Genomic DNA, 20,505 nt, shown 5'->3' on the forward strand with positions numbered 1-20,505 from the left:
AACGGTTCCGGCCGCTTACGGCCAGGCGGCGGGCGATGGCCTGCCGCCGCCGTCCGCATTCATCGTGGCAAAAAACTTTTTGCCGCAAATTCAATGGCTTGGCCGCGCGATCGCAAGCCATGGTTAATAGATCACTAAATTTCAGGATTGGTGCAAGACTCGCGTCAGGTTACGGTTTTTTTACCAACAACGCGGCGGCGGACGAGGGGGTAAAAATGATCGTAGTGGTTGACAATCGGGAACTGGTGACGAGCGGATATCAGTCGCTCTTCGCGCGTGAAGGCGTTTCGACGGCGACCTTCCATTCCAGCGAGTTCCGCGACTGGGTCGAGACGGCGCCGGACGCCGACATCTCGGCGGTCGAGGCGTTTCTCCTGGGCGACTTCGACGAGCGGGCCGGCTGCCCGCGGGTGATCCGGTCGCGTTCGACGGCGCCGATGATCGCCCTGTCCGAGAGCCGCAACCTCGACGGCACGCTCGATCTGTTCGCCGCCGGTGTCGACGACGTCGTCGCCAAGCCGGTGCACGTCAAGGAGATTCTGGCACGGGTCGGCGCCATCCGCCGCCGCGAGAACGCCGAGACGACCCGGACGGTGGTCGGCGAGATCTGCGTCTACCAGGACGGCCGCGACGCCGAGGTCGCCGGCAAGGCGATGGCCCTGCCGCGCCGCGAGCGCCGCATCCTCGAATATCTGGTCGCCAACCGCGGCCGCCGGGTCTCCAAGCAGCAGCTCTTCAACGCCATCTACGGCATCTTCGACGAGAACGTCGAAGAGAACGTCATCGAGAGCCACATCTCCAAGTTGCGCAAGAAGCTGAAGATGCGCCTCGGCTACGACCCGGTCTCGTCGAAGCGTTACCTCGGATACGGCATCGGGGTAGAGTAAGCGCCAAATCTTTCCAAAGTATTAAATTCAAAATGCCCTGTCGGATATTTCCGGCGGGGCATTTTCATTTGCAGAAGTACCACCCGGATCGGGGCGGATCACAGCCAGACGCAAGCTTGCCGGCCTATCCGTGATGCAGCGCGGCAGGCTACGGAGTCTCGAGCCCATGAGCATCAATGGCGTCTTCAGAACCAGTGTTTCGGGTATGAATGCCCAGGCAAACCGCCTGTCGGCCATCTCGGACAACATTTCCAATTCCAGCACGGACGGCTACAAGCGGAGCGAGGCCGAGTTCTCGACGCTGGTGATCGCCCAGTCCGGCGGACAGTACAACTCGGGATCGGTGAAGACCGAGACCCGTCAGTATGTCAGCACCCAGGGCAGCATCGCGGCGACCTCTTCGTCGACCGACGTCGCGATCTCCGGCGACGGCTTCTTCGTCGTGCAGGACAACACCGGCCGCGAGTTCTACACGCGCGCCGGTTCGTTCGTTCAGAAGACCTCGACGGTCAACGGCGAGCAGACCACCTATCTGGTCAATTCCGCGGGTTACCGGCTGACCGGCACCTCGGAGGAGGACGGCACCACCGGGCCGATCCAACTGCCGGTCGGCGAGCTGGTGAAGCCCAAGGCGACCGACAGCGCCAGCCTGAACCTCCAGCTTCCCTCGACCGCCGAGCTCGGCGACGACGGCAAGAAGACCACGACGATCACCGTCTACGACAACATCGGCTCGCCGATCACGCTGACGATGACGCTCACCAAGCTGGTGCAGGGCGATGCCACGACGTCCACCAACAGCCAGTGGTCGGTGGAACTGACCGACGGCACCTCCACCACCACCCAGACGGTCGAGTTCGATCCGACGACCGGTCGGCCGGTCTCCGTGACCCCCGATGGGGGTACGGCGACGGCAGTCCCCGACGACGACCTCAGCGACCTGACGATGGACATCACGCTCGCCGCCGGCAACGAAGTCGCGGTCAATTTCGGCTCGCTCACCGAATACGACACCGACTTTTCCGCGAAGGTCTCGGCGAACGGCAATCCTCCGGGCTATTTCAGCGACTTCTCGATCGGCGACGACGGCGTCCTCAGCGGCGTGATGGACAACGGCACGCTGGTCTCGCTCTACCAGCTCAACCTCGCCCGCTTCACCAGCCCGGACATGCTGCAGGCCGGCGTCGGCAACGTCTATTCCGCCACCCTCGATTCCGGCACGGCCGAATACGGTCTTCCGGGTTCGAACGGTTTCGGAAGCCTCGTGTCGAGCGCCGTCGAGCAGTCCAACGTCGACCTCGCCACCGAACTGACGGACATGATCGAGTCGCAGCGCTCCTACAGCGCCAACTCGAAGGTGTTCCAGACCGGCTCGGAAATTCTCGACGTTCTCATCAACCTGAAGCGCTGAGCGGCGCACGGCGCCACCGGCAGGGGTAGAAAACCGAGATGTCCCTTCTTTCCGCCTTTACGAGCGCCCGCTCGTCGCTGGCGTCCGTGTCGCAGCAGTCGACCCTGGTTTCGCGCAACGTCGCCAATGCCCAAAACTCATCGGCGACGCGCAAATACACGAACCTGTCGTCGAACCTCTATGGCGGAGTGTCGATCCTCTCGGTCTCCCAGTCGAGCAACCAGGCGCTGTTCAGCTCGATGACCACGGCGACGGCGTCGCTGGCATCGGCCAACGCGACCTATTCGCTGCTCGATTCCATCCGCAGCGTCATCGGCGACACCGACTCCACCGCCTCGCCGGCCGCGCGCCTGACGGCTCTCAAGACGGCGCTGTCGCAATATGCCGTGACGCCGGAGGATCCGCAGACGGCGCGCGCCGCCGTCAACGCCGCCTCCGACCTCGCGGTGAGCCTCAACGACACCACCGACGCGGTCCAGGCGGCGAGGACGGACGCCGACCGGCAGCTTTCCGACATCGCCGGCCGGATGAACAGTCTGCTGTCGGAGTTCGAGACGCTGAACGGCCGGATCATGGCCGGAACCGCGACCGGCCAGGACGTGACCGACGACGTCGACCGCCGCGACCAGATCGTCACCGAGCTCTCGGGCTATGTCGGCGTCAACGTCCAGAGCCGGGCCGGCGGCGACATGAGCCTCTACACCGATTCGGGCATCACGCTGTTCGAGACCACGGCGCGCAAGGTCGAGTTCACCGCAACCACCGCCTACGACGCCAACACCGTCGGCAACAGCTTCAAGATCGACGGCGTCAGCGTCTCGGGCGATTCGACCGGCATGCCGATCAAGTCCGGCAGCGTCTACGGCCTCCTGACCTTCCGCGACGAGACGGCGGTCACCTATCAGGGCCAGCTCGACGAGGTCGCGGCATCGCTGGTCGAGGCGTTTTCCGAGACCGACAGCGGCGGCACCGCCTTCTCCGGCCTGTTCTCGATCAAGGCCGACGGCTCCTCCACGGATCTTTCGACGATCACCTCCCAGACCGGCTTCGCCGGGCTGATCACCGTCTCGCCGAGCGTCGTCAACGATCCGACGCTGCTGCGCGACGGCAACATCTCCGGCCAGGGCATCGTCTACAACGCCGACGGCACCTCGGGCTTCAGCGACCGGCTGAACGATCTCCTCGACGGGCTCGCCAGCCAGCGCAGCTTCGACGGCTCCTACGGCGCCGGCACCCAGGGCACCATCGGCGACTACATCGCCTCGTCGATCAGCTGGCTCGAGGACAAGAGGTCCACGGCCAACGACGACGTCGACTACCAGTCGACCGTCCTGTCCCGCGCCGAAGAATCCCTCTCCAACGTCACCGGCATCAATCTCGACGAGGAGATGTCGCACCTTCTCGACCTCGAGAAGTCCTACCAGGCGTCGAGCAAGCTGATCTCCACGATCGGCGAGATGCTCGACAGTCTCCTCCAGATCGCCTGACGAGGCCGGCCATGACCAACTTTCTCGTATCGAATTATTCGCTGCTGTCGTCGCCGCGCAATGCCGTGTCGAAGATCCAGCAGGAACTGACGATCATGCAGAAGCAGGCGACGACCGGCCGCCTCGCCGACGTCGGCCTGGCGCTCGGGCTCCGGACCAACCAGTCGATCTCGCTGCGCTCGGAAGTCGAGAGCGTCGACCGCCAGCTCGACACCAACGCCATCGTCGGCCAGCGCTTCTCCGTCATGCAGAACGCGCTCGATTCCCTGTCGACGACAGGGTCCGACTTCCTGTCCTCGCTGATCGCCAACGGCACCGGCGATCCGGGCATCACGGCCAGCGTCCAGCAGGCGTCGGCGAGCCTGCAGCAGCTCGTCGGGGCGCTGAATTCCTCCTCCGGCGCACGCTTCCTGTTCTCCGGGTCGGCGACCGACCAGCCGGCGGTCGGCTTCACGACGTCGGGGGGAACCAAGGCCGACACCTATTTCGACGGCTCGACGGCGCAGGACGCGACCGCCGCCGCCTTCGCTGCCGCCTTCGGCTTCAGCCAGACCGACGCCGCCGTCGCCGACATCACCGAAAGCGACCTCGAGGCCTTTCTCGACGGGCCGTTCGAAGACCTGTTCACGACCGGCACCGGCGGTGGCTGGACTGACAACTGGTCGAACGCCGACGACACGACGGTGGAAAACCGCATCAGCGACAGCGAGACGGTCAAGACCTCCTATTCCGCCAACGAGGAGGCCTTCCGCAACATCGCCAAGGCTTACGTCATGCTGTCGGATCTCGGCGCCGAGAACATGAATGACGGCGCCCGTCAGCTTCTCACAAGCCGGGCGATCGAAACTCTCAGCAAGGGTCTCAGCCAGCTCACCCAGATGCAGGCCGAGATCGGCGGCAGCCAGAACCGCGTCGACCTGGCCGACGAGACGCTGAAGGCGCGAAAGAGCGTCCTCAACATCTCGATCTCGGATCTCGAGGAGGTCGACCAGTACGAGGCGAGCACGCGGGTGACCGGCCTGCAGACGCTGCTCGAGACGTCCTACACGCTGACGGCGCGGATCTCGCAGCTCAGCCTTCTCAACTACATCTGACGAGGGGCGCGACGATGACGAGGCAAGAGCCGCAACAACCGACCGAGGTGCGGCAATCGAACCGCCGGATACGGCGGCTGCCGGCGGGTCCCTCGCGTTTCGGCCCTTCGGCCGGCGCGCCGGACCTCTGGGGCCTGCCGGAGGGAGCGGACGGCGGGCTCCGGCCCGCCCGGACCGCGGAGACGCGCCCGCTCCGCCGGGCCGTGCCCTGCCGGGGCCGGCAGCAGACCTTCGCCGACGCGCTGTTCTGAGCGCGCCGACGATTGCGGCGGGGGAGCCGAGACGCGCCCGCGACCGAACACGACCAATCACTGGTTTCACAATGCCCGGACGCCGGCGGCAGCGCGGTCCACGGGTAGGATCAAGGGGTAGGAATGTACCAGTTCTCCTATGCGGAAATCTCCGAGGACGTCGAGATCAACGCACGCGAGCGCGAACGCCAGGCGCTCGACCATTCGATCGGTCTTCTGAAGCGCGCGGAGAAGAATGGCCCACGGTCCCGCGATGCGATCGAAGCCATCTACATGACGCGGAGCTTGTGGGCGATCCTCGTCGAGGATCTCTCCAGCTCCGAGAACGGTCTGCCTGAGAACCTGCGCGCGGAGCTGATCTCGATCGGACTCTGGATCATGCGTGAGGCGGAGGCGATCCGTCTCGGGCGGTCGAACAACTTTGCAGGCATCATCGAAATCACCACCCTGATCCGCGACGGACTCAACTGACCATGGCGACACTCCGAATTTCCCTCAGGGCCGGCGAACGCATCTTCGTCAACGGCGCGGTCCTCAAGGTCGATCGCAAGACGACCCTGGAATTCCTCAACGACGTGACCTTCCTCCTGGAAAGCCACGTCATGCAGGCCGAGCAGGCCAAGACGCCGATGCGTCAGCTCTATTTCGTCGTGCAGATGATGCTGATGGATCCCAACAGCGTCGGGGCGGCGATGGAGCTCTTCGCCAAGGCCCATCCGGCGATGCTCAAGACCTACAGCAACCGCGACATCATCGACGGTCTGCTCGAGGTCGAGGAGCTGATCGGCCGCGGCCGGGCCTTCGACGGGCTGAAGCGCATCCGCTCGATGATCCCGCTCGAGGATCACATCCTCGGCGAGACGCCCGACGCTCCCACCACGGTGACCAAGTTCGAGCCGGCGCTCCGCATGGCCGCGGGGGCCTGAGATGGTCACCGCCGTCTCCTCCGCGACCGCCGCGTCGACATCGCAGACGACCTCCACCGCGTCTACGGCCAAGTCCACGCTCGACTACAATTCGTTCCTGCAGCTCCTGGTCGCCGAGATGTCGAACCAGGATCCGCTGAACCCGACCGACTCGACCGAATACGTCGCGCAGTTCGCGACCTTCTCGGGCGTCGAACAGTCGATCCAGACGAACAGCAAGCTGGATTCGCTGATGGCCGTCTCGGCTCTCACCCAGGCGAATTCGCTGATCGGCCGCACCATCACCTCGGCCGACGGCGCGACGAGCGGCGTCGTCTCGGCGGTGCGGGCCGGCTCGACGGGGATCGAGGCGGTGCTCGAGGGCGGCGGTTCCGTCACGCTGGAATCCGGAACGGAGGTCCAGTAGTCGTGAACGAAGCCGAAGCGATCGAAATCGTCCAGGAAGCCGTCTGGACGATCGTCCTCGCCTGCGGGCCGGCCGTGGCCGTGGCGATGGCCGTCGGCGTCGTCATCGCGCTGTTCCAGGCCCTGACCCAGATCCAGGAAGTCACGCTCACCTTCGTGCCGAAGATCCTCGCGATCTTCGTGGTGATCGCCATGACCGCCTCCTTCACGGGCGCGCAGGTCTACACCTTCACCCAGGAATCCTATTCGCGGATCGAGACCGGCTTCGACCGCTGAGGCGGCGACCTGCCACGGAACTTGCGACCCGAAGACGAAGCCCGCCGGACCCGCCCCGGCGGGCTTTGGCATTTCCCGCGGGGCGCTGGCCGCCCGAAGCCGTTGCCGCCCTGCCGGAAGAACGCCCGGGAGCGGCACCGCTCCCGAAAGGGGCGGCGGCGTCCGACCCAGCCTGAAGCAATCTTGATCTGCGACGAAACCTCAAGGACGCGCCGCTCCGGCGCGCTTGCCGTTCAATGCCGCAGATGGGGTTTGCCATGGCCGTCGACATTCTGAAGCCCGGCCTCGCCGGTGCCCAGAAAGCCAGCGACGCGAAGAAGTCGGGCAATCGCGAGATCGGCTTCGCGATCGCGGTCGTGATGATCCTGACGGTCCTGTTCGTCCCGATCCCGCCGTTCCTCATCGACATCGGCCTGTCCTTCTCCGTGGCGCTCTCGATCCTCATCCTGATGGTCGCGCTGTGGATCCAGAAGCCGCTGGAATTCTCCGCCTTTCCGATCGTCCTCCTCCTCGCCACGATGCTGCGCCTGTCGCTCAACATCGCGACGACGCGCATGATCCTGTCGCAGGGCCACGAGGGCGTGAACGCCGCCGGCCACGTGATCGGCGGCTTCTCGCAGTTCGTCATGGGCGGCGACTTCTTCATCGGCATCATCGTCTTCGTGATCCTGATCACGGTGAACTTCCTGGTCATCACCAAGGGCGCGACGCGTATCGCCGAAGTCGGCGCGCGCTTCACCCTCGACGCCATCCCCGGCAAGCAGATGGCGATCGACGCCGATCTGTCCGCCGGCCTGATCGACGAGAAGGAATCTCAGCGCCGGCGCAAGGAGCTCGAGGAGGAAAGCTCGTTCTTCGGCTCGATGGACGGCGCGTCGAAATTCGTGCGCGGCGACGCCATCGCGGGCCTGATCATTACCGCGGTCAACGTCTTCGGCGGCATCGTCATCGGCATCACCCGCTACGGCATGGATGCCGCAGCCGCCGCCGACGTCTTCACCAAGCTCTCGGTCGGCGACGGCCTGGTCTCGCAGATCCCGGCGCTGATCGTCTCCCTCGCCGCCGGCCTCCTCGTCTCCAAGGGCGGCACGCGCGGCGCGGCGCAGACCGCCGTCCTCGGCCAGCTCGGCCACTACCCGCTGGCCCTGTCGCTCGCCGCCGGCCTGATGGGTGTTCTCGCGCTTTTGCCGGGCCTTCCCTTCATCCCCTTCATCATGACCGCCGGCGGTCTCGCCTTCGTTGCCTGGACGGTGCCGAAGAAGCGCAAGCAGGAAGAGGACGCGGTGGCGGCCCAGAAGGCCGTCCAGGACAAGATCGCCGCCGAGGCCGAAAAGGATTCCGTCAAGGAATCGCTGAGAATGGTCGAGATCGAGCTGGTGCTCGGCAAGCAGACCTCGGCCCACATGATGGCCAAGCGCGAGGAACTGGCGCGGCGCGTCCAGAAGATGCGCAAGCGCTTCGCGGCGCGCTACGGCTTCGTCGTGCCGGAAATCAAGTTGTCGGACGATCTGACGATCGAGCCGAAGTCATACCAGATCAAGATCCACGGCACGACCATCGCCGCCCAGCCGCTGCGGCTCGGCGAAATGATGATCGTCATCGGCGATGCGCCGGGCCCGGACGTGCCCCACGACATCACCAAGGAGCCGGCCTTCGGCATGCGCGCCGCCTGGGTTTCGGAGAGCTTCACCTCGGAACTGAAGCGCCAGGGATTCGAGCCGATCGACACGCTGTCGATCGTCCTCACCCATCTTTCCGAGGTGATCCGCAACAACCTCGCCCAGCTTCTCTCCTACAAGGACATGCGCACGCTGCTCGACCGCCTCGACAGCGAGTACAAGCGGCTGATCGACGAGATCATCCCGACCCACATGTCCTATTCGGGGCTGCAGGCGGTCATGAAGCTCCTGCTCGCCGAGCGCGTATCGATCCGCAACCTCAACCTCATTCTCGAGGCGATCGCCGAGATCGCGCCGCATGTCCGCCGCTCCGAGCAGATCGTCGAGCATGTCAGGATGCGGATGGCCCAGCAGATCTGCGGCGATCTCCTGCACAACGGCAAGCTCTCGGTTCTGCGCCTCGGCAACCAGTGGGATCTCGCCTTCCACCAGGCGCTGAAGCGCGACGCCAAGGGCGACGTCGTCGAGTTCGACATCGACCCGCGCCTCGTCGAACAGTTCGCCGGCGAGGCGACCAAGGTGATCCGCGCCAAGATGGACCAGGGCGAGTCCTTCGTCCTCGTCTCGGCGCCGGACGCCAGGCCCTACGTGCGCATGATGATCGAGCGCATCTTCGTCAACCTGCCGGTGCTCAGCCACGTCGAGATCGCGCGCGGCGTCGACATCCGGCCCATCGGGTCGATCTCGTGATCGGCCAGCTTCCCGACGTCGCGCTGGCGCTGTTCCTGATCTTCTGCCGCGTCGGGACATGCCTGATGGTGATGCCGGGGGTCTCGTCGGCCCGCATTCCCCAGCAGATCCGCCTGTTCCTGTCGCTCGCCGTCTCGCTCGCCCTCGCGCCGGCGCTGCTGCCGATCGTCCAGCCGCTGGTGCAGACGGGCGACGACGCCGAGCATCTCAGGCTGATCTTCTCGGAGGCGCTGATCGGCTTCATGATCGGCATGCTCGGCCGCATCTTCATGCTGGCGCTGAGCTTTGCCGGCCACGTCGTCGCCAACATGATCGGCATGGGCCAGGCCATGGGGGGCGCCATCGAGGATCACGAGCAGTCGGCGGCGCTCACCTCGCTGATCACCATGACGGCGACGACGCTGATCTTCGTCCTCAACCTGCATGCCGAGATCGCCCGGGCGCTGGTCGCCTCCTACGGTGCGATCACCCCGTCGGCCGGCTTCGCGCCGCAGGCGAGCCTGATCGCCGTCACCGACAACCTCTCCGAGGCCTTCCTTCTCTGCCTCAGGATCTCCAGCCCCTTCCTGCTCTACGCGGTGATCGTCAACTTCGCCATCGGCCTCGCCAACAAGCTGACGCCGTCGATCCCGATCTACTTCATCTCGATGCCCTTCGTGCTCGCCGGCGGAGTCGTTCTGTTCGGCTATACCTTCGGCGACTTCATGACGATCTTCATGACCGAATTCCAGAACTGGGTGTTGCACGGATGAGCGACAGCGCCGACCGGGTCAAGCGACTGGATCGCATCCTCAAGGTGCAGGCGCAGAAACGCCTGATGCAGGAATGGCGCATCGGCCAGCTGCGCGAGCAGCGTGTCGCGCTGGAAAAGAGCGACGCCGACATCCTGGCGAGCCTCGGCGTCGACAACGCCCTGCACGGGCTGTTCATCGGCGCCAAGGTCAACAATCTCCGGCGCAACGAGGCCGAGCGCAAGAAGCTCGCCGCCGAGGAGGCCGACGTCGAGGCGCGGCTGCGGGAGGTGCGCCGGGTGGAGAAGGGTATCGAGAAGGTGCGCGACCGGGACGGGCGCATCGCCGAGGCCGAGGCCGAGGCGAGCCAGCGCGATGCCAGCATCGACGCGTTTCTCGCCCGCACAACAAGCTTCGAATAAGCCGCATCGCCTAGAACCGGGACACCGATTTCCCACCGAACCGGCGCCGCGCGAACTCCATGACGGTTTCCAACGACTTCACGATCAATCCGGCCATAGCGCTTCAGCGCGCGGCACAGCGCGAGAGCGTCGCACAGCCCGCCGCGGCGGGCGCTGCCGGCACCGACTTTACCGCGGCGCTGCGGACGGCGGCGGCGGCAACCGCCGCGACGCCCGTTGCCAAACCCTTGCAGGAGCCGACGATCCGCCCGCTCGTCAAGCACGAGGCGCGCAAGGTGGGACCGCTCGAACAGTTCGAGGGCTTCGTCCTGCGCAGCTTCATCCAGTCGATGCTGCCGAGCGAGGATTCCGGCTTCTTCGGCGAGGGAACCGCCGGATCGGTCTGGCGGTCGATGCTGGCCGAGCAGATCGGCGACGAGATCGCCAAGGGCGGCGGAATCGGCATCGCGGCGGAGATCGCCAAGCGGGACAAGCTGGCGGCTCCCGGGCGTGCTGCGGCGGCGGATGCGAGCGCCGGCGTCGACGCCATGGAGACCGAGGACGGCGCGATGGCCGCGGCGGCCGCCCGGCGGACGAGAACCGGCGGCTGACCGGGCAGGGGCCGGCGGCGGCGCCGGGCCATCAGAGAAACCAGCCGCTCGGGGCGAGCGGCCAAGCAACAAGCGAGCAGAAGGGCTTCGGATGTATCAGGCTATCGAAAAGGCGGCGGACCGGCTGGAGTCGATCCTTTCGCTGGAGATCGACACGCTGCGCGGCAAGGCGAGCGAACCGCTGGCGGAGCTGACCACCCGCAAGAACCACTGCCTTCTGGAGCTCAGCCGGCTGTCGCGGGCGCTCGCCGTGCGCGAGGAGCGCGACGGCCGCATCGAGGACCGGCTGCGTCTTCTGCAGAAGGCGCTCAAGGAGAACCAGCGGGTGCTCGGCCTGCACGTCAAGGCGAGCCACGAGATCGGCGGCGTGATCGCGGCGACCATCGCGGCGGCCGAATCCGACGGCACCTACACCACCGCCGTCGTGCGGCGAGGCTGACACGGTGATCAAGCTCATCGGCATAGGCGTCTGGGCCGCCGTCGTCGCGCTCGGTTCGAGCTACGTGATGGCGTCGGTCTTCGCTCCCGCCCCGGCGCAGGAGGTGAAGAAGGACCCGACCTATTTCGACGGGCTCGACTACAAGTCGACGGACAGCGTCACGATCCCGATGATTTCGGACGAGACGATCAAGGGATACATCCTCGCCCGCTTCGTCTACACGATCGACGGCACCATCGGGAACACGCTGAAGGTGCCGCCGGACCCGTTCATTCTCGACGAGGTGTTCCGGCGGATGTATTCGACCGACAGTTTCGACTTCGAGCATCCGGAGAAGTTCGACCTGACGGCCCTGACCACCTCGATCCGCGATTCGGTGAACCAGCGCTTCGGCATGGAACTCCTGCACGAGCTTCTCGTCGAGCAGTTCGACTACATCTCCAAGAAGGACGCCCGGAGCGGCGGCGGCGCGGGCGGTGGTACCGGCGGTGGCGGTGGCGGCGAAGCCGTCCATCTGAACAAGCCGGCGCACTGAGGCACTCGGGGGTCGCACCCCGAACCCAGCCGGTGGGCGCGCGCGATCGGCGCCTGCCTCGCCGGCTTCCCTACACCTTATTCGGGCAGGGCATAGTAGCGGCCGGTCAGGCGCCGGATCTCGGCAAGGGTCGGGCGGATCTCCGCCCCGACGAAGCGCACGCCGAGCTCGAGCCCGTCCTCCCAGACGATCGCGACCGGCAGGAAGACGCATTCGCCCTCGTCGAGCAGGAGAAAGCGCGCCGGAAGGGCGGTCGCGGACGCGCGGCGGATGCGGGCGCCGCCCTTCGAACGGTCGCGGAGCAGCCCCTCGTCGATGAACCGGCGGGACAGGCTGGCGAGCTTCACCGGCCGCAGCCGGGTGCGCCGGCGTTCGAAGAGCCGGCCGTCGCCGCCGATCGTGGTTTGTCGCGCGCGCTGCATCGCGAAACCCTACACGTCCATCGCCAAGGAAGTCTGAACGCGCGATCGTCAGGGTCGGTGACTTGCCGATCTCGATGCACGGCGTCGATGAAAGATTAACCCGCGGCTGCAATGCTCCGTGCCGTCGGAGTTGCATGAGGCTGCCTCGACTTTCCAGCCCATGGATCGAGGCCGTCCATCATGATCAAGATCGCGGGCCGCAGGTCGGCGAAAGCCGAACCGACGGCTGCAGAAAAGCTCAACGCCGCCTATCAGTCCGACCGTGCGGTGAGGGCGCTGTCGCTCTTCCTGTTCGTCCTTTCCACCGGCTTCTTCTCGGTGGTGATGTCGATCTCCTACATGTATCCCGGCTATTTCGACCGCCTCCTCATCTCCCAGATGGCCGATGCCCAGATCGATCCGATCGCCGTCGGCTCGACCGCCAAGGCGGAGGATGACGACGAGGAAACGGCGACCGTCCCGGCGCTGCCGGTGGCGACGCTGGTCCGGCCGTGGACGCTGCAGCCCAAGGACTTCTCGATCGTCATGGTCTACGGCCACGAGGCGCATCTCGCCTCGCCGGGCGAACTCTGGCACGTGCAGGTCGGCTCCTCCGTTCCCGGCCTCGGCAAGATCATCGCCATCGAGGCGACCAAGGACGGCGGCATCGTCAAGGCGGAGAACGCGACGCTGAAGGGCATGCCGCACTGACCGTCGCCGGTTCCGGACGGGCGACTTCCATCCGTTCGAAGCCCCGCCGCACGGCGCGTCAGCCGCGCGATCTCATCTCGCGGACGAGCTCAAGCTGCGCCTCCTGGATGCGCGACAGATGCTCCCACTGGGTGAGGAGGTGCTGGTCGATCTTCTCGTGCAGGCGGCGGATCTCGAGCTCGGCCTTCAGGTTCACCCGGTAGTCGTTTTCCGAGCGCAGGCGATCCTTCGCCTCCTGCCGCTTCTGGCTCATCATGATCAGCGGCGCCTGGATCGCCGCGATGCAGGAGAGGATGAGGTTGAGCAGGATGTAGGGATAGGGGTCGAACGGCCGGACGAAGAGCGCCACCGAATTCGCCGCGATCCACAGAACGAGGATCGAGCAGAAGATCGAGATGAAGGTCCAGGACCCGGCGAAGGACGCCATGTCGTCGGCCAGCCTGTCGCCGAAGCTCTCGGCACGGCCATAGACCTCCTCGGGATTTTCGGTGACGGTCTCGCTCTCGGCAAGGCTCGCCAGAACCGACTCGTCGAGGGCGCTCAACTCGCCGCGCTCCTCGCGAATCATCTCCTCGATGGTGGTCTGCCGGGCCTTTCGAAGGTCGTCGCGGCAGACCCAGCCCGTGGCGTTCCAGCCCGGCGAGCTGCGGGACAGGACAGCGGCGACGGCGCCGCTGACGAGGGCCGCGGGCCGCAGTTCGTCGCGCGGAAGCGTCCGGCCGCAGACGCCGCAGCCGTGGCGCTCGGGCGGCTCGGCCGTGAGCGATGGGACCGGCTTTGCCCGGCGCTCGGCGGCGGGATCGACCGATCCTTCAGCGGTCATCGCGTGATGTCCTCGGCCAGCTTCTCGTCTTCGCCATAAAAGTGGTGTCCGCCTCCGGTCCCGGCGAGTCCCGACCCGCCTTCCTCGATGGCCGGGCTGGCGGCGTCGCCGCCTCTTCTGCCGTCATAGCACTGCACCAGGGGAGCGGGAATGCGGGCGACGTGGGGCCGCATGGCAGGCCGGCGTCTTCCCGTCAGGCGTCGCGCCTGGCGATCCAGTCGTGGTCGGGATGGTTCCTGAAGCGCCACTTGCGCAAGGGACCCGCCATGACGTTCAGATAGTACATCTCGTAGCCATAGGGTGCCGCGCAGGGATGATGGCCCTTCGGCACCAGCACCACGTCGTGATTCGAGACGCTCATCGTCTCGTCGAGCGTGCCGTCCTCGGTGAAGACGCGCTGGTGGCCGTAGCCCTTTGCCGGGTTCAGCCGGTGGTAATAGGTCTCTTCGAGATAGGTCATGTCCGGGAAGGCGTCCTCGTCGTGGCGGTGCGGCGGATAGGACGACCAGTGGCCGGCGGGGGTGAAGACCTCCGTCACGAGCAGCGAGTCCGCGACGTCGCGCTCCTCCATGGCGATGGCGTTGATGTGGCGAAGGTTCGTCCCCTTGCCGCGGTCGGCGAGCGATATGCCCTCCGGGCCGATCCGCGCCGCCTCGTGCCCGCCATGCCCGGGCGCCGTGCAGACGGCGAAGGTGCAGGCCGTCGTCGCGGTGGCCGACCATTCGCTGGCGTTCGGCACGTAGAGGCAGTGGGGCGGCGTCTTCTCGAAGACGTCCATGCGATCGCCCATCTCGCCGAAATCCTCGCCGTTCGCCGAGAGCTTCGCCTTTCCCTCCACAAGGACGAGGATCGCCTCGCGATCGCCGGTGGCCTCGGCGACGGTGTCGCCGGGCGCCAGCCGGTGGACGGCGAAGCCGACATAGGTCCAGTCCGGCGAGAGCGGCGTCCGGGCGCTCTCAGGCGTGATGTCGTGGATCCTGCCGGCGGTGCCGGCCGGCTTGCGCAACAGATGCGGCATGGGCTCTATCCTTCGGTCAGTCCGACCTCGCGGGCGAGACGCCTCAGCGTCGCCAGCCCCAGGGTCTGGTAGAGGAGGGGGTTGCGGATCGCCGGGTCCTGTTCGGCCTCGATGACGATCCAGCCGTCATAGCCGTTTTCGGCGAGGATCTTCATCAGCGGGCCGAAGTCGACCGCCCCCTCCTGGTCGCCCGGGACGGTGAAGACGCCGGCGCGCACGCCGTCCATGAAGGACAGGCCCTCCGCCTCGACCTTCGCCCGGACGGCGGGCCTGACGTTCTTGGCATGAAAGTGCGCGACCCGGCCGATGTGCCGGGCAAGCACCGCGGCGGGATCGCCGCCGCCGAAAAAGCAGTGGCCGGCGTCGAAGAGCAGCTTGGTGGCGGGACCGGTCGCCGCCATGAAGGCGTCGATGTCCTCGGGGCTCTCGACCACCGTTCCCATGTGATGGTGATAGACGAGGTCGATCCCACGCTCGGCGCAATGCGCGGCGATCGCTTCGACCTTTTCGCCGAAGGCCTGCATCGCGTCGGCGGAAAGCTTCGGCCGCTCCGACAGCGGGACGTCGCGCCCCTGCACCGAATTCGACGTCTCGCAGACGATGCAGACCTTCGAGCCGTTGTAGGCGAGCTTGTCGAGATGCGGCGTGATCGCGGCCTTCTCCTCCGCCACCGAATGGGCGAGGAGGTTCATGGAGTGCCAGCCGGAGACGAAGACGAGGCCGGAAGCGGCGAGCAGCGCCTTCAGCGCGGCGGGATCGTCCTGCGGCCAGCGGTGGCCGTTCTCGATACCGGCGAAGCCGATCTGCCGGCCGGCCTCGTCGAGAATGCGCCCGGTCGGAATGTCGGCGCCGAGGCTCTGGTCGTCGTCATTGGCCCAGGCGATGGGGTTGGTGCCGAAGCGGATCATGGGAAGGTCCTGTGGGAAGGAAGAGGAGGGAAAGACCTGGGAGAGAGCCCGGGGCAGGGTCATCGAACCGGATACGTCGCGCCGTACCCCCCTCTGTCACTGCGTGACATCTCCCCCACAAGGAGGGAGATTGGCGCGCGCTGCCGAGGATAGAGATCGATTTCCCGCCTCGTGGGGGAGATGCCGGCAGGCAGAGGGGGGCGCCGAAGGTCGCCGCCGTTTCCGCTCTGCCGGCGCGGTCAAAACCGGCCATCATCACCCGCCCGCCCGGAGCTTCAGCTGCGCCTCGTAGGCCGCGCGTGCCTCGATCACCTCGTCGCGCGACGAGACCTCGGGAACCGCGACGTCCCACCAGTGGCCGCCCGGCTGGCTCGACGGGTAGGGATCGGTGTCGATGACCACGACGAAGGGACCGGCGGCCGCCTTCGCCCGGTCGAGCGCCGTCTCCAGCTCGGCGATCGAGGCGGCATGCACGGCCTGTGCCCCCATCGACGCCGCATGCGCCGCGAAATCGATGGTCGAGGGGTTCACGTGGAAGGCGTGGTCGAGGAGGTTGTTGAATTCTGCCCCGCCGCAGGCCGTCTGCAGCCGGTTGATGCAGCCATAGCCGCGATTGTCGGTCAGGACGACGGTAATCTTCAGCCCCAGCATGACGGCGGTGGCGAGCTCGGAATTCGCCATCATGTAGGAGCCGTCGCCGACCATGCAGACGACGTCGCGGTCCGGCTCGGCCATCTTGATGCCGATGGCGCCGGCGATCTCGTAGCCCATGCAGGAATAGCCGTATTCCATGTGGTAGGCGCCGGGGCGCGGTGCCTTCCAGAGCTTGTGGAGTTCGCCCGGCATGGTGCCGGCGGCGCACATCACCACCGTATCGGGCCCGCTCGCCCGCTGCACGGCGCCGATCACCTGTTGGTCGGTCGGCAGCGCGTTTCCCTCCGGGCGGGCGGTGAGCGGATCGACGGCAGCGAACCAGCTCTGCTTCAACGCCGGGTCCGGCGCGTCGAACCGCTTGTCGCCGAGCGCCTCGGACAGAAGTTCGAGGCCGACGCGGGCATCGCAGCACAGCGGCGCGGCGCCGTGCTTCATCGCGTCATAGGCGGCGACGTTGAGCGACACGAGCTTGCGATCCGGGTTGCGGAAGAGGTTCCACGAGCCGGTGGTGAAATCCTGGAAGCGGGTGCCGACGCCGAGGACGAGGTCGGCTTCGGCAGAGGCGACGTTCGCCGAGGACGAGCCGGTGACGCCGACGGGCCCGAGATTCATCGCCGCGTCGAAGGCGAGCGCCGACTTGCCGGCCTGGCTCTCGACGACGGGAATCCGGTGCTTCTCCACAAAAGCCTTCAGCGCCTCGGTCGCGCCGGAATAATGGACGCCGCCGCCGGCGACGATCACAGGCTTTTTGGCGGCCTCGATGAGGGCCGCGACCGCGGCGAGTTCCGCCGGGTCAGGGTGCGGCCGCCTGAGGCGCCACACCCGCGGCTCAAAGAAGCTCTCCGGAAAGTCGTAGGCCTCTGCCTGGACGTCCTGGCAAAACGCGAGGCACACCGGTCCGCAATCGGCCGGATCGGTCATCACCCGGAAGGTCCGCGGCAGGGCGGTGAGCAGCTGCTCGGGGCGGGTGATGCGATCGAAATAGCGGGTCACCGGCCGGAAGCAGTCGTTGGCAGAGACCGTGCCGTCGGAAAAATCCTCGACCTGCTGCAGCACCGGGTCCGGCCCGCGCCCAGAAAAGACGTCGCCGGGAATCAGGAGCAACGGCAGCCGGTTGACATGGGCGAGGGCGGCGGCCGTCACCATGTTGGTCGCCCCGGGTCCGATCGAGGAGGTGACGGCCATCGCCCGTCGCCGTCCGGACTGCTTGGCGAAGGCGATCGCCGCGTGGCACATCGTCTGCTCGTTGTGGCCGCGATAGGTCCGGATCGCCTCGCGCTCGGCGTGGAGCGCCTCGCCGATGCCGGCGACGTTGCCATGGCCGAAGATCGCCCACACCCCGGCGAGAAAAGGCTCGCCAGCCTCGGTCATCTGGGCGCTCAGATATTTCACCATCGCCTGGGCGGCGGTCAGCCGGATCGTCGTCATCGCGTCGTCTTTCTGCCGGAATTCGTTGCGGCCGCCCGCGCATCGTCCCAGTGGGCGCAGAGCCTGGCGTATTTCTCCGCCATCATTGCCGTTGCCTCCTGCGGGGCGAGCTCCCCGGCCATGTAGGCCCGCGCCGCCTCGCCGAAGATCGTGCGCCCGACGGCGAAGCCCTTCACGAGATCGAACCGCGCCGCGGCCGCGAAGCTCTCCTTCAGGGCCTCTTCCGAGGCGTCGAGGCCGAGCATCACGATGCCGCGCACATGCGGATCGTTCTCGGCGATCGCCGCGCAGGCTTTTTCCCACGCCGCCTCGCTCGCCATCGGCTCGAGCTTCCACCAGTCGGGATAGATGCCGAGGTCGTAGAAGCGGCCGATCACTTCCGCCGTGGTGTCGTCGTCGACCGGCCCGGTCTTGGATGGGATCACCTCGAGAAGGAACTCCAGCCGGTTGCGGCGGCAGGCGTCGAACAGCCTCCCGACGCTCGCTTCCTGCTCGGCCCAGAGATCCTGGTCGTCGTCCGGATGGCAGAAGCACAGGCATTTGACCACGTGCTCGGCCGGCCATTCGGCGAGGCCGCCGCAATCGGAACCGATCTCCGGCTCGAACAGCAGCGGCCGCGAACCCGGCCATTCGACGGGCCGGCCGATCCACAGGCCGCGGCCCGCGGCGCGGTAGAGCGCCTCGCGGCCGAGCCTTCCGTCGCACAAGATTCCGTAGCCCGGCCGGCCCGCCTGGACCTTCAGTGCGGCGTCGAGGCAGAGCTCCTTGAAGGCGCCGATCATTTCCGGCGTCGCGCCGGCGATCTCCTCGAGCTGGATACGGTGGTCGAAGGCGAAGACCCGCATCGTCGAGAAGTCGCCCTTGCGGTTGGTCGACCAGTGGATCTGTTCGAGCTCCGCGTCCTTCCTCAGCGCCTTCTCCTTCACGCCGCGCTTCAGAAAGAAATCGAGCTCGGCGAGGGAGGGGTAGGACGGCGTGCAGCCGTGGCGGGAGACGGCAAAGGCGCCGCAGGCATTGGCGTATTCGAGCGAGCGCGGCCACGCCTCGTCGTCGAGCCAGCCCTTGAGGAGGCCGGACATGAAGCCGTCGCCGGCGCCGAGGACGTTGAACACCTCGATCGGAAAGCCGGGCCCGGTTTCGCCCTCATCGAGGCTCGCCGGAATGGCGCCGGCAAAGGCGACGGCGCCCGCCGCGCCGCGCTTGAGGACGAGCGTCGCGGCCGAGACGGCGCGCACGGCGCGAAGGGCCGCCAGCGTGTCGGTCGTCCCGCCGGCGATGTGGAACTCTTCCTCGGTGCCGACGACGAGATCGAACAGCGACAGCGTCGACTGCAGCTTTGCCGTCACCTTGTCGGATGCGATGAAGCGCTCCTCGCCGGCGCCGTGGCCGGCAAGGCCCCAGAGATTGGGGCGGTAGTCGATGTCGAGGGCGGTTCGCGCGCCATGCTTCCTGGCGAGGCGGATCGCCTTCAGCACCGCCGCCTCGGTGCGCGGATGGCTGAGATGGGTGCCGGTAGCGACGACGGCGCGCGCCCGCGCCACGAACCCCTCGTCGATGTCGGCTTCCGACAGCGCCATGTCGGCGCAGTTCTCGCGGTAGAAGATCAGCGGAAACTGCCTGTCGTCCCTGATGCCGAGGATGACGAGGGCGGTCAACCGCTCGGGATCGGTGACGACGCCCGTCGTGTCGACCCCCTCGCGCTTCAGTTCCTCGATCAGGAAGCGGCCCATATGCTCGTCGCCGACCCGGGTGATCAGCGCCGATTTCAGGCCGAGCCGGGCTGTGCCCGTCGCCATGTTGGTGGGGGAGCCGCCGACATATTTGTCGAAGCTGCGCATGTCCTCCAGCCGTCCGCCGATCTGGCCGCCGTAAAGATCGACGGAGGAGCGGCCGATGGTGATGAGGTCGAGATCCTTCGCCATCACACGGTGCCCCCGAGCGAGCCCTCGAGCGAGGCCATCTCCTGGCCGCCGGCCATCAAGTCCTGCAGTTCGTTGCCGGTGATCGCGCCGCGCCGCGCCGTGCCGAGCGTCTTGCCGCGGTTGAGCACGGTGAAGCGGTCGCCGACGGCCATCGCGTGGCGGACGTTGTGGGTGATGAAGACGACGCCCACCCCCTGCTTGCGCACCCGGTCGATCGTCGCCAGCACGTTGGAGGTCTGGCGCACGCCGAGGGCGGAGGTCGGCTCGTCGAGGATCAGCACCTTGGCGCCGAAATAGACCGCGCGGGCGATGGCGACGGTCTGGCGCTCGCCGCCCGACAGCGTGCCGACGGCCTGGTCCGGGCCGCGCAGATTGATGCCCATGCGGCGCATCTCGTCCATCGTCACGGCATTCGCCCGCTCGATGTCCATGCGCTTGAACAGCCATTTGCCGCGGGTCGGCTCGCGGCCCATGAAGAAGTTGCGCGTCACCGACATCAGCGGGATCATCGCCAGATCCTGGTAGACGGTCGCGATGCCGGCCTCCATCGCGTCGCGCGGGCTGGAGAAGGAGAGCGGCCTGCCCTCGAGCAGGATCTCGCCCTTCGTCGGCTTGTGCACGCCGGACATGGTCTTGATGAAGGTCGACTTGCCGGCGCCGTTGTCGCCGAGCAGGCAGTGGCACTCGCCCGGGCGGATGTCGAAGCTGACGCCGGCGAGGGCGATGATGTTGCCGAAGTGCTTCTCGATGTCGCGCATTGCGACGATCGGCGCGGCGTCGGTGCCCGGATCGCCGTGGTGGAAGGTGGTGTCGCCGC

Annotated in this window: 22 protein-coding genes; 15 read left to right on the forward strand and 7 right to left on the reverse strand. The window is 66.8% G+C overall.

Going from position 1 to position 20,505, the window contains the following annotated elements; genetic code table 11:
* Positions 1 to 215: 215 nt before the first annotated feature.
* From J1C47_RS08010 to J1C47_RS08075, 14 genes are all read left to right on the forward strand, one after another.
* The gene (locus J1C47_RS08010) at positions 216 to 887 is read left to right on the forward strand and encodes a response regulator transcription factor (RefSeq protein WP_207350217.1); all 672 of its coding nucleotides are present in this window, start codon (positions 216 to 218) and stop codon (positions 885 to 887) included.
* 166 nt (positions 888 to 1,053) lie between these two features.
* Entirely contained in the window at positions 1,054 to 2,298 is a 1,245-nt protein-coding gene (locus J1C47_RS08015) for a flagellar hook protein FlgE (protein WP_207350218.1), read from the forward strand.
* A gap of 38 nt (positions 2,299 to 2,336) precedes the next feature.
* Positions 2,337 to 3,785, forward strand: coding sequence for a flagellar hook-associated protein FlgK (gene flgK, locus J1C47_RS08020; protein WP_207350219.1), 1,449 nt, complete (start codon positions 2,337 to 2,339; stop codon positions 3,783 to 3,785).
* 11 nt (positions 3,786 to 3,796) lie between these two features.
* On the forward strand, positions 3,797 to 4,879 hold the full coding sequence (locus J1C47_RS08025; protein ID WP_207350220.1) for a flagellar hook-associated family protein: 1,083 nt from the start codon (positions 3,797 to 3,799) through the stop codon (positions 4,877 to 4,879).
* 374 nt (positions 4,880 to 5,253) lie between these two features.
* A complete protein-coding gene (flaF, locus tag J1C47_RS08030) occupies positions 5,254 to 5,601 on the forward strand; it encodes a flagellar biosynthesis regulator FlaF (protein ID WP_207350221.1) in 348 nt (115 codons plus the stop codon).
* Between the two features lie 2 nt (positions 5,602 to 5,603).
* The gene (gene flbT, locus J1C47_RS08035) at positions 5,604 to 6,056 is read left to right on the forward strand and encodes a flagellar biosynthesis repressor FlbT (RefSeq protein WP_207350222.1); all 453 of its coding nucleotides are present in this window, start codon (positions 5,604 to 5,606) and stop codon (positions 6,054 to 6,056) included.
* Between the two features lies 1 nt (position 6,057).
* Positions 6,058 to 6,462, forward strand: a complete 405-nt coding sequence (flgD, locus tag J1C47_RS08040; RefSeq protein ID WP_207350223.1) for a flagellar hook assembly protein FlgD — start codon at positions 6,058 to 6,060, stop codon at positions 6,460 to 6,462.
* A gap of 2 nt (positions 6,463 to 6,464) precedes the next feature.
* A complete protein-coding gene (fliQ, locus tag J1C47_RS08045) occupies positions 6,465 to 6,737 on the forward strand; it encodes a flagellar biosynthesis protein FliQ (RefSeq protein WP_207350224.1) in 273 nt (90 codons plus the stop codon).
* Positions 6,738 to 6,994: 257 nt separating this feature from the next.
* Positions 6,995 to 9,106, forward strand: a complete 2,112-nt coding sequence (flhA, locus tag J1C47_RS08050) for a flagellar biosynthesis protein FlhA (protein ID WP_207350225.1) — start codon at positions 6,995 to 6,997, stop codon at positions 9,104 to 9,106.
* The gene (locus tag J1C47_RS08055; protein ID WP_207350226.1) at positions 9,103 to 9,858 is read left to right on the forward strand and encodes a flagellar biosynthetic protein FliR; all 756 of its coding nucleotides are present in this window, start codon (positions 9,103 to 9,105) and stop codon (positions 9,856 to 9,858) included. Before flhA ends, J1C47_RS08055 begins: the two co-directional genes overlap by 4 nt.
* The gene (locus J1C47_RS08060) at positions 9,855 to 10,259 is read left to right on the forward strand and encodes a hypothetical protein (RefSeq protein ID WP_207350227.1); all 405 of its coding nucleotides are present in this window, start codon (positions 9,855 to 9,857) and stop codon (positions 10,257 to 10,259) included. Before J1C47_RS08055 ends, J1C47_RS08060 begins: the two co-directional genes overlap by 4 nt.
* Positions 10,260 to 10,318: 59 nt before the next feature.
* A complete protein-coding gene (locus J1C47_RS08065; protein WP_207350228.1) occupies positions 10,319 to 10,849 on the forward strand; it encodes a rod-binding protein in 531 nt (176 codons plus the stop codon).
* 91 nt (positions 10,850 to 10,940) lie between these two features.
* Complete coding sequence (locus J1C47_RS08070) at positions 10,941 to 11,288, forward strand: flagellar protein FlgN (protein ID WP_207350229.1); 348 nt, start codon at positions 10,941 to 10,943, stop codon at positions 11,286 to 11,288.
* Positions 11,289 to 11,292: 4 nt separating this feature from the next.
* Positions 11,293 to 11,823 carry a hypothetical protein gene (locus J1C47_RS08075; protein ID WP_207350230.1) on the forward strand — a complete coding sequence of 177 codons (531 nt, stop codon included), beginning with the start codon at positions 11,293 to 11,295 and terminating at the stop codon, positions 11,821 to 11,823.
* Positions 11,824 to 11,900: 77 nt separating this feature from the next.
* Here the strand turns inward: J1C47_RS08075 and J1C47_RS08080 are convergent, their stop codons facing one another.
* Complete coding sequence (locus J1C47_RS08080; RefSeq protein WP_207350231.1) at positions 11,901 to 12,245, reverse strand: hypothetical protein; 345 nt, start codon at positions 12,243 to 12,245, stop codon at positions 11,901 to 11,903.
* Positions 12,246 to 12,425: 180 nt separating this feature from the next.
* On the opposite strand from J1C47_RS08080, the gene J1C47_RS08085 reads away from it, so the two are divergent.
* Positions 12,426 to 12,935 (forward strand): hypothetical protein, encoded by a 510-nt coding sequence (locus J1C47_RS08085; RefSeq protein ID WP_207350232.1) that lies wholly within the window; start codon positions 12,426 to 12,428, stop codon positions 12,933 to 12,935.
* Between the two features lie 58 nt (positions 12,936 to 12,993).
* Here the strand turns inward: J1C47_RS08085 and J1C47_RS08090 are convergent, their stop codons facing one another.
* The 6 genes from J1C47_RS08090 to J1C47_RS08115 all read right to left on the reverse strand — a co-directional run bounded on the left by J1C47_RS08090 (position 12,994) and on the right by J1C47_RS08115 (position 20,446).
* Complete coding sequence (locus tag J1C47_RS08090; RefSeq protein WP_207350233.1) at positions 12,994 to 13,758, reverse strand: DUF1003 domain-containing protein; 765 nt, start codon at positions 13,756 to 13,758, stop codon at positions 12,994 to 12,996.
* Between the two features lie 193 nt (positions 13,759 to 13,951).
* A complete protein-coding gene (gene iolB / locus J1C47_RS08095; protein WP_207350234.1) occupies positions 13,952 to 14,776 on the reverse strand; it encodes a 5-deoxy-glucuronate isomerase in 825 nt (274 codons plus the stop codon).
* A gap of 5 nt (positions 14,777 to 14,781) precedes the next feature.
* Positions 14,782 to 15,684 carry a myo-inosose-2 dehydratase gene (gene iolE, locus J1C47_RS08100; RefSeq protein ID WP_207350235.1) on the reverse strand — a complete coding sequence of 301 codons (903 nt, stop codon included), beginning with the start codon at positions 15,682 to 15,684 and terminating at the stop codon, positions 14,782 to 14,784.
* Between the two features lie 255 nt (positions 15,685 to 15,939).
* Positions 15,940 to 17,766: a 3D-(3,5/4)-trihydroxycyclohexane-1,2-dione acylhydrolase (decyclizing) gene (gene iolD / locus J1C47_RS08105; protein ID WP_207350236.1), complete on the reverse strand. Its 1,827-nt coding sequence runs from the start codon at positions 17,764 to 17,766 to the stop codon at positions 15,940 to 15,942.
* Positions 17,763 to 19,688 (reverse strand): bifunctional 5-dehydro-2-deoxygluconokinase/5-dehydro-2-deoxyphosphogluconate aldolase, encoded by a 1,926-nt coding sequence (locus J1C47_RS08110; protein WP_207350237.1) that lies wholly within the window; start codon positions 19,686 to 19,688, stop codon positions 17,763 to 17,765. The genes iolD and J1C47_RS08110 overlap by 4 nt, the downstream gene beginning before the upstream one ends.
* Positions 19,688 to 20,446 (reverse strand): ATP-binding cassette domain-containing protein, encoded by a 759-nt coding sequence (locus J1C47_RS08115; RefSeq protein ID WP_207350284.1) that lies wholly within the window; start codon positions 20,444 to 20,446, stop codon positions 19,688 to 19,690. The genes J1C47_RS08110 and J1C47_RS08115 overlap by 1 nt, the downstream gene beginning before the upstream one ends.
* Positions 20,447 to 20,505: the final 59 nt, after the last annotated feature.

This window comes from Jiella sonneratiae (assembly GCF_017353515.1).
Classification (GTDB): Bacteria; Pseudomonadota; Alphaproteobacteria; order Rhizobiales; family Rhizobiaceae; genus Jiella; species Jiella sonneratiae.